Raw genomic sequence first — 8,206 nt, 5'->3', positions numbered from 1 at the left:
GGCGGGAGACTCGCGCGGCGTGATGCGTCGGCGTGCGGGGATGGCGCGAGGCTCCCGCCGGGGCGGGGAGACCCCGGACGGAGGCCAACAGCAGTACCGTTGGCCGGAGGAGGAGGCTCCCCGACCCCGCGGAGGAGACGGGCGGCAGGCTGTATCGCCGACCGGCTCCGGAGCGGCCCGCCGCGACGACCCCCCGCCCCGCCGTTCCCGATCCGCCTACAGGCCAAGGCAGGAAAGGTTTGCTACAGGCGGAACCGCTTGCGCCCCGCCCGCGCCGCCCCGTCCGCCAGCCCGCCCACCCCGTCGCGGATGCCGTCCAGCCCCCGCGCCGCCCGCTTCCGCAGCTTGCGCGCGGCTCGCCCCGCCCGCTCCACCGGCGAGCGGCTGCGCGACGGCACGAGCAGGAGCGCCAGCCCGGCGCCCAGGACGGCACCGCACATCAGCCCGCTCACGAGGTTGAAGCGCTTGGCCTGATCGTCGTAGTACATGGGGTTGGGCCTGGGAACGGATGTATGGGGACCAATGCGGGACACACCCAGGCCGGAGCAACGCCCGTGCCATGCGGGGACACGCTTTGCGGCGCGGCGCACGAGGCCCGGAAACGCCCCGCGCGGCCTTGCGGCGGGGGGCGGCGGCGGTATACTTGATACGTTCCGCTGCCGCCCGTGACCGCACACTTCCGCGGGCCGCCGGCGGCCTGGCGATTTAGCTCAGGAGGCATTCCGGAATGTCGGACTCCACCAAGACGGTCCTGCTCGTAGAGGACAACGAAGACAACCGGACCGTCTACCGGACGATCCTGGAGCACTTCGGCTACACGGTGATCGAGGCGCGCAACGGCGAGGACGGCATCCGCATGGCCCGCGAGGACCACCCGGACCTGATCCTGATGGACATCTCGATCCCGCTGATCGACGGCTGGGAGGCCACCAAGATCCTCAAGGGCGAGGAGGCCACGGCCGGCATCCCCATCATCGCGCTGACGGCGCACGCCCTGGCCACGGACCGGGCCAAGGCGGCCGAGGTGGGCTGCGACGGCTACCTGGCCAAGCCCTGCGAGCCGCGCCGCGTGGTGGCCGAGGTGCAGAAGTTCATCGGGGAAGGCCGGGAGGTCAGGGCTTGAGCGATGCGGCACAGGCCGCCCCGGAGCCCACGCGCATCCTGGTGGTCGACGACATCCCCGACAACGTGGACATCCTGCAGACGCGCCTTCTCTCGCGCGGGTACGAGGTGACCACGGCATCGAACGGGCAGGAGGCGCTGGAGGCGGTGTACGTGAGCGCGCCCCACCTGATCCTCTGCGACGTGATGATGCCGCTGATGGACGGCTACGAGGTTTCGCGCCGCATCAAGAACGACGAGTCGCTGCCGTTCATCCCCATCATCCTGGTGACGGCCAAGGACACCACCCAGGACAAGGTGGAGGGCCTGGAGGCGGGCGCCGACGACTACATCAGCAAGCCGTACAACTTCCAGGAGCTCGAGGCGCGGGTGAAGGCCATGCTCCGCATCAAGCGCCTGCAGGACGAGCTGGACCAGAAGAACCGCGAGCTGGAGGTGGCGAACAAGCGCCTCAAGACGCTCGCCATCACCGACGGCCTCACGGGCCTGTTCAACCACCGCCACGTGCACGAGCTGCTGCACGAGGAGTTCGAGCGCTCCAAGCGCACGGGCGAGCCGGTGGGCCTGGCCATGCTGGACCTGGACAAGTTCAAGGCGGTCAACGACACGTACGGCCACCCCACGGGCGACGTGATCCTGTACGAGACCGCGCGCATATTGCGCGAGACGGCCCGCGAGATCGACATGGTGGGGCGCTACGGCGGCGAGGAGTTCATCGCCATCCTGCCCAACACCAGCGAGGAGCACGCGGCCCAGTTCGCCGAGCGCGTGCGCACGGCGGTGGCGGAGCACGTGTACCGCGACGAGGCGACCGAGGTGCGCATGACGGTCTCGTCGGGCGTGGCGTCGTTCCCCGGCCCCGGCCTGGACGCCCCCGAGGCGCTGCTGAAGCGCGCCGACGAGGCGCTGTACCAGGCCAAGGAGGGCGGCCGCAACCGCGTGGTGCGCGCGTCGGAGCTCCCTCCCCAGGCATGAGCGCCGCCGGGCCGGACGCGGCCGCCCGGGCCGCGGAGCTGCGCTCCACCCTGGAGCGCGCCAACCACGACTACTACGTCCGGGACGCCCCCACGCGCGCGGACGCGGAGTACGACCGCCTCTTCCGCGAGCTCAAGGAGCTGGAGGCGGCGCGGCCGGACCTCCGCACGCCCGACTCCCCCACCCAGCGCGTGGGCGCCGAGCCCTCCAGCCGCCTGGAGAAGACGGAGCACCTGGCTCCCATGCTCTCCCTGGACAACGCGTTCGGCCCCGACGAGCTGCGGGCGTGGGAGACGCGCAACGCCCGCATCGCCGGCGAGGTGCTGGAGGCGGGCTACGTGGTGGAGCCCAAGATCGACGGGCTGGCGGTGGCGCTGACGTACGAGCACGGCGTGTTCGTCCGCGGCGCCACGCGCGGCAACGGCACCGTGGGCGAGGACGTGACGCCCAACCTGCGCACCATCCGCCAGATTCCGCTCCGCCTGCGCGAAGACGGGCCGGCGCCGCCCCCGCTGATGGAGGTGCGCGGCGAGGTGTACATGAGCCTCCCCGGCTTCGAGGCGATGAACCGGCGCCGCGCGGCCGAGGGCCTGGCGACCTTCGCCAACCCGCGCAACGCCGCCGCCGGCGCCCTCCGCCAGCTCGACCCGTCCATTACCGCCCAGCGCCCGCTGCGCTTCTTCGCCTACGCGGTGGAGACGGGGCGCGGCGAGCCGCCCTTCGCCTCGCAGTGGGACCTCCTCGAGGCTTTGCGCGCGTGGGGCTTCCCGGTGAACGGCCTCGCCCGCACGTGCGCCGGGCTGGACGAGGTGCTGGAGTTCGTGACGGAGTTCGAGCGGACGCGCGGCGGGCTGGACTACGAGGTGGACGGTGCGGTGGTGAAGGTGAACCCGCTGCCGCTGCACGAGGAGCTGGGCAGCGTGGGACGCGAGCCGCGCTGGGCCACGGCGTACAAGTACGCGCCGGACCTGGTGGAGACCACGCTGCTCGACATCCTCATCAACGTCGGGCGGACCGGCGCGCTCAACCCCTACGCGCTGCTGGAGCCGGTGGAGGTGGGCGGCGTGGTCGTGCGCCAGTCCACGCTGCACAACGAGGAGGACATCCGCCGCAAGGACCTGCGCAAGGGCGAGCGGGTGCTGGTGAAGCGCGCCGGCGAGGTGATCCCCCAGGTCGTCGGCCCGGTGCTGACGGAGGGACAGGAGCGCGGGCCCGTCTTCACCAACCCGACCGAGTGCCCGGCATGCCACACGCCCGTGGAGCGGCCCGAGGGCGAGGCGATGGTGTACTGCCCCAACTCCGCCTGCCCGGCGCGCATCTACTGGGGCGTGGTGCACTTCGCGTCCCGCGGGGCGATGGACATCCGCGGCCTGGGCGAGCGTACCATCCAGCAGATGCTGGAGAGGACGCGCGAGGACGGGACGCGGCTCGTCGAGGACGTGGGCGACCTCTACCGGCTGACGATGGACGACCTGCTGGCGCTGGAAGGCTTCAAGGAGAAGTCCGCGCGCAACCTGCTGGACGGCATCGAGGCGTCGAAGAAGCAGGGCCTGGCGCGGGCGCTCTTCGGCCTGGGCGTGCGCCACGTGGGCGAGGTCGCCGCGCAGACGCTGGCGCGGCACTTCGGCAGCATCGAGCGGCTGATGGCGGCCACGACGGAGGAGATCGAGTCCGTCCACAGCATCGGCCACACCATGGCGGAGGCGCTGCATTCGTGGATGGCCGAGCCGCGCAACCGACAGACCGTCGACAAGCTGCGCGCGGCCGGCCTCGTCCTCACGGAGGACCGGCCGGAACCGACGGAAGGGCCGCTCACGGGGAAGACGTTCGTCATCACCGGTACCCTGCCGTCCCTGAGCCGCGGCGACGCCACCGCGCTGATCGAGCGCAACGGCGGACGGGTGACGGGCGGCGTCACGAAGAAGACCGACTACCTGCTTGCCGGTGCCGACGCCGGCAGCAAGCAGCAGAAGGCCCGCGAGCTCGGCGTCGCCGAGATCTCCGAGGCGGACCTGCTGGCCCTGCTCGAAGCGCCCGCAGATGCGTCCGATCCGGTCGCTGTTTTGGTAGCGGTTAGCGACGGCCCAGCCGCAGACATCACCCCGCCCGACGCGCCGGCAGAGGCCGCCGGCGCCGAACCCACCTCCGCAAGCGACGACGCCCCATGAACGCCACCGCAACCGAGGCGAAGTTCGTGCAGGTCCCCGCGGGCCTGCTCCCCGCGCTCCGCCGCGCCGTCGCGGACGGCCGCGAGCCGGTGGAAGCCGTCACCATCCTCCGCCAGGTCGGCTACGACACGGGCGAGGCCGTGCACGCCGCAGTGCTGGACCGCGCCGCGCAGTCGCGCCCTGGCCTTCCGGCCGACGCGCTGACGGCGGACGACTTCTGGGACGCCGCCTCCGCGTACTTCCGCGACGCGGGCTGGGGCGAGCTGGCGCACGAGCAGCTGCACCCCGGCGTGGGCGCGCTTGACCTGCACGACTGGGTGGAAGCGTCGGGCGACGGGAGCGACGGCGTGCCCCCCGGCTGCCACCTCTCCACCGGCATCTTCGCCGACGTGCTGGGGCGCCTGGCCGGCGGCGAGATCGCAGTGATGGAGGTGCAGGCGCAGCCCGGCTCGTCGCGCCTGCTCTTCGGCAGCCACGAGGTGCTGGGCGCCGTCTACCAGGGCATGGTGGACGGGATGTCGTACTCGGACGCCGTCACGCGCCTGGGCTGAGGCCGGGCGGCGGCGCGAACCACGGCCCGCTCACCGGCGGGCCGTTTTCGTTTATCCACCAAGGAGCCACATGGGCCGCACCATCGCCCTGGACTACGGCGAGCGCCGCATCGGCGTCGCCCTCTCGGACCCCACGCGCACCATCGGCTCGCCGCTCGTCACGCTGGAGCGCAAGGCGGGCAAGCGGCCGCCGTGGCCCGAGATCCGGCGTCTAATCACGGAGAACGAGGTGGACGAGGCCGTCGTCGGCCTGCCGCTGGGCCTGGACGGCGAGGAGGGCCCGTGGGCCGCCGAGGTGCGGGCCTTCGGGGCGGACCTGGAGCGGCGGACGGGTTTGCCGGTGCACTGGATCGACGAGCGCATGACCTCGGTCCGCGCGGAACGCGTCGTGCGCGGCATGGGCCTCAAGCGCAGCCAGCGCGAGGAGAAGGGCCGCGTGGATGCTACCGCGGCCGCGCTGATCCTGGAGAGCTACCTGACGCACCGGCGCCGCCGCGCCGACGCAGAGGAGGAGAGAGCGGATGGGTGAGACGGGGATGCGCGGGGCTGGTTCGACGGTGGATGCGTCGGTAGATGCCGCTTCTCGGATGATTCACGCCGACCGACGCAATCTGGCCGATGCGCGGCGGACGTCGGGGCGTCACCGGAGCGCGGCGCTGTCACGGGTGCGCGGCCTCGCATCCGCCGCGGCGCTCGCGATGCTGGCGGCGTGCGGCGGCAGCCCGCACGGGCAGCCGGTGCGCTTCACCGTCCCGCGGCACGCCGGGCTCTCCCGGGCGGCAGACTCGCTGGCGGCGCACGGCATCATCGGCAGCAAGACCATCTTCAAGCTGATGGGCCGCTTCGGCGGCAAGCGCAGCATCAAGCCCGGCGTCTACGAGGTCCGGCCCGGTGAGTCGTACTCCAGGATCCTCGACAAGCTCGTGGCGGGCGATGTCGTCAAGATCCGCCTCGTCATCCCCGAAGGCTGGACGCTCCAGCAGATCGCCGCGCGCATCGCCCAGAAAGCCGCGCTCCCGGCCGACACCGTCCTGCGGCATCTTTCGGATCCTGCCGCCGCCAAGCGCCTCGGCGTGCCCGGCCCCACGCTGGAGGGCTACCTCTACCCCGCCACGTATGTCTTCCCGCTCGGCACGCCGGTGGACGGCATGGCGAAGACCATGGTCAAGCGCTACCAGACCGTCTGGACTCCGCCGCTCCGTGCGCGCGCCGACTCGCTGGGCATGAGCGAGCGCGACGTGGTGACCCTGGCCTCCATCGTGGAGAAGGAGGCGAAGGTTTGGAGCGAGCGGCCCACCATCGCCGCAGTCTACGCCAACCGGATGCGCATCGGCATGCGCCTCCAGGCCGACCCCACGGTGCAGTACGCGCTGGGCTCGCACCAGTCGCGGCTGCTGTACAGCGAGATCCAGAGCGTCGCGGGCAGCCCGTACAACACGTACACTCACGCCGGCCTGCCGCCGGGCCCCATCGCCTCGCCCAGCAAGGGCGCCATCGAGGCAGTGCTGCACCCCACGGCCGACCCGTACCTGTACTTCGTGGCCCGGCCCAACGGCACGCACGTGTTTACCAAGTCGCTCGCCGAGCACAACGCCGCCAAGCGCCAGGCCCAGCAGGAAGCCGCCGCCGCGGGCGTGAAGTAGCGTTTTTCTGAAGGGTTCGATCCGTCGGAAGTGATGACGGGATGCGCTCCGGAAGCCGTGGACCGCTCCGGAGCCGGTCGGCCGATACTGCCTGGCCGCCCGTCTCCTACGCGGGGGCGGTGAGCCTCCTCCTCCGGCCAACGGTACTGCTGTTGGCCTCCGTCCGGGGTCTCCCCGCCCGCGGAGCGAGCCCGCCAAACCGCCGGCGGTCTCCCTCCGCGCAAGGGTTGGGAACAGCAGAGCTGCCGCACCTCCGGCCCTCCCCGCGACACCCTCCCGGCGTTTAGGGCTGCGATTCATCGCATCCGCGCTACACGATTCCAGCAATCGAAACGACTTCCCTCCGCATGACGCTACCGCACGATCTCGCCGCCCGTCTCCGCCTCATCGTCGTCACCGACGAGGGCCTCACCGCCGGCCGCGACCTCGTCGAGATCGTCAGGGCGGTGCTTCGGGGCGGCGCGCCAGCGATCCAGCTGCGCGACAAGCTCCGCACCCCGCGCGAAAGCGTGGAGATGGCCCGCGCCCTCCTCACCGAGACGCGTGCGGCGGGCGCCCTGCTCTTCGTCAACGACCGCGTGGACGTCGCCCTCGCCGCCGGTGCCGACGGCGCGCACCTGGGCGACGACGACCTCCCGCTCCCGGCCGCCCGCCGCATCGTCCCTCCCGGCTTTCTCCTCGGCCGCTCCGCCGACACGCCCGACCTCGCCCTCGCCGCGGAGCGTGAGGGCGCGGACTACGTCGGCGTGGGCCCCGTCTACGGCACCGCCACGAAGGCCGACGCCGGCGCCCCGATCGGTCCCGCGCGCATCGCCGAGGTCGCCTCTGCGGTTCGCATCCCCATCATAGGCATCGGGGGCATCACCGCCGCGAACGCATCCCTCGTCATCGCGGCCGGAGCCGCGGGCGTCGCCGTCGTCAGCGCCATCATGTCCGCGCCCGACCCCGAGCAGGCTACCCGCTCGCTCCTGGCCCGCATCACCTCCTCGATCTGAGCGTCCGTCGAAAGCGTCTTTGCCGTTAGTCCGCGAAGGCGGACTTTGCGCTCCTGTTGCCGCGGTTTCAACCGCCAGACCCGGCAGCTCCCCATCTCCCATAGTCGCATCCCGCAGCAAACAGAACGAGCCCGCCGGAAATCTCCCGGCGGGCTCGTCCGCTGTTCATCTACCGAACCGTCCAGCCTAATCGTCGTCGCGTCCCACCAAGTGGTACTTGGCGAGCATGCGATGGATCGTCTTCCGGTCGATGCCCGCCGTGCGCGCCGCCTGCGAGATGTTGCCCGCGTGGCGCTTCAGCAGGTCGCGCAGGTACTCCTTCTCGAACACCGAGATCGCGTCGGACTTCGCGTCGTGGAACGGCAGGTCCGCGTTCACGAAGCTGGCGGGCCGGCCGTGGCCGTTCCCGCTCGCGTACAGCTCCTCGGGAATGTCCTCGGGCGTGATCTCCTGGCCAGGCAGGCACATGCTCACGATGCGCTCCACCACGTTCTGCAGCTCGCGCACGTTGCCCGGCCAAGCGTACTCGCTCAGCGCGCGCATCGCCTCGGGCGTGAAGCGCAGCTGGTCGCGCTCGTACTCCTGCGCGTACCGTTTCAGGAAGTGCAGGGCGAGCGCGGGGATGTCCTCGCGCCGCGTGCGCAGCGGCGGCAGCTTGAGGGGCACCACGTTCAGCCGGTACAGCAGGTCCTGCCGCAGTTGGCCGTCGCGCACCGCCTGCTCCGGCTCGCGGTTCGTGGCCGAAACCCAGC

9 protein-coding genes are annotated in these 8,206 nt (G+C 71.7%); 7 read left to right on the top strand and 2 right to left on the bottom strand.

The genetic code is table 11. From position 1 onward, the window contains the following. Positions 1-242 precede the first annotated feature (242 nt). Positions 243-488 (bottom strand): hypothetical protein, encoded by a 246-nt coding sequence (locus tag VFE05_23845; protein HET6233131.1) that lies wholly within the window; start codon positions 486-488, stop codon positions 243-245. Between the two features lie 239 nt (positions 489-727). Here VFE05_23845 and VFE05_23840 point away from each other — a divergent pair, with 239 nt between their 5' ends. From VFE05_23840 to thiE, 7 genes are all read left to right on the top strand, one after another. Further along, on the top strand, positions 728-1,123 hold the full coding sequence (locus VFE05_23840; protein ID HET6233130.1) for a response regulator: 396 nt from the start codon (positions 728-730) through the stop codon (positions 1,121-1,123). Further along, positions 1,120-2,097 (top strand): diguanylate cyclase, encoded by a 978-nt coding sequence (locus VFE05_23835; GenBank protein ID HET6233129.1) that lies wholly within the window; start codon positions 1,120-1,122, stop codon positions 2,095-2,097. The genes VFE05_23840 and VFE05_23835 overlap by 4 nt, the downstream gene beginning before the upstream one ends. Next, positions 2,094-4,265, top strand: a complete 2,172-nt coding sequence (gene ligA / locus VFE05_23830; protein HET6233128.1) for an NAD-dependent DNA ligase LigA — start codon at positions 2,094-2,096, stop codon at positions 4,263-4,265. The genes VFE05_23835 and ligA overlap by 4 nt, the downstream gene beginning before the upstream one ends. Continuing rightward, positions 4,262-4,816 carry a hypothetical protein gene (locus VFE05_23825; protein HET6233127.1) on the top strand — a complete coding sequence of 185 codons (555 nt, stop codon included), beginning with the start codon at positions 4,262-4,264 and terminating at the stop codon, positions 4,814-4,816. The genes ligA and VFE05_23825 overlap by 4 nt, the downstream gene beginning before the upstream one ends. Positions 4,817-4,886: 70 nt before the next feature. Beyond that, positions 4,887-5,345, top strand: coding sequence for a Holliday junction resolvase RuvX (ruvX, locus tag VFE05_23820; GenBank protein ID HET6233126.1), 459 nt, complete (start codon positions 4,887-4,889; stop codon positions 5,343-5,345). A 136-nt stretch (positions 5,346-5,481) separates the two neighbouring features. After that, on the top strand, positions 5,482-6,459 hold the full coding sequence (gene mltG, locus VFE05_23815) for an endolytic transglycosylase MltG (protein ID HET6233125.1): 978 nt from the start codon (positions 5,482-5,484) through the stop codon (positions 6,457-6,459). 347 nt (positions 6,460-6,806) lie between these two features. Continuing rightward, the gene (gene thiE, locus VFE05_23810; GenBank protein HET6233124.1) at positions 6,807-7,454 is read left to right on the top strand and encodes a thiamine phosphate synthase; all 648 of its coding nucleotides are present in this window, start codon (positions 6,807-6,809) and stop codon (positions 7,452-7,454) included. A 186-nt stretch (positions 7,455-7,640) separates the two neighbouring features. On the opposite strand, the gene VFE05_23805 is transcribed toward thiE, so the two are convergent. Beyond that, the coding region (locus VFE05_23805) for a helix-turn-helix domain-containing protein (GenBank protein ID HET6233123.1) at positions 7,641-8,206 on the bottom strand (566 nt) is incomplete at its 5' end.

It is taken from the genome of Longimicrobiaceae bacterium (assembly GCA_035696245.1).
Taxonomy (GTDB): domain Bacteria; phylum Gemmatimonadota; class Gemmatimonadetes; order Longimicrobiales; family Longimicrobiaceae; genus DASRQW01.
The sequence above is the reverse complement of the archived record's forward strand: the minus strand, read 5'-3'. Positions and strand labels throughout refer to the sequence as shown.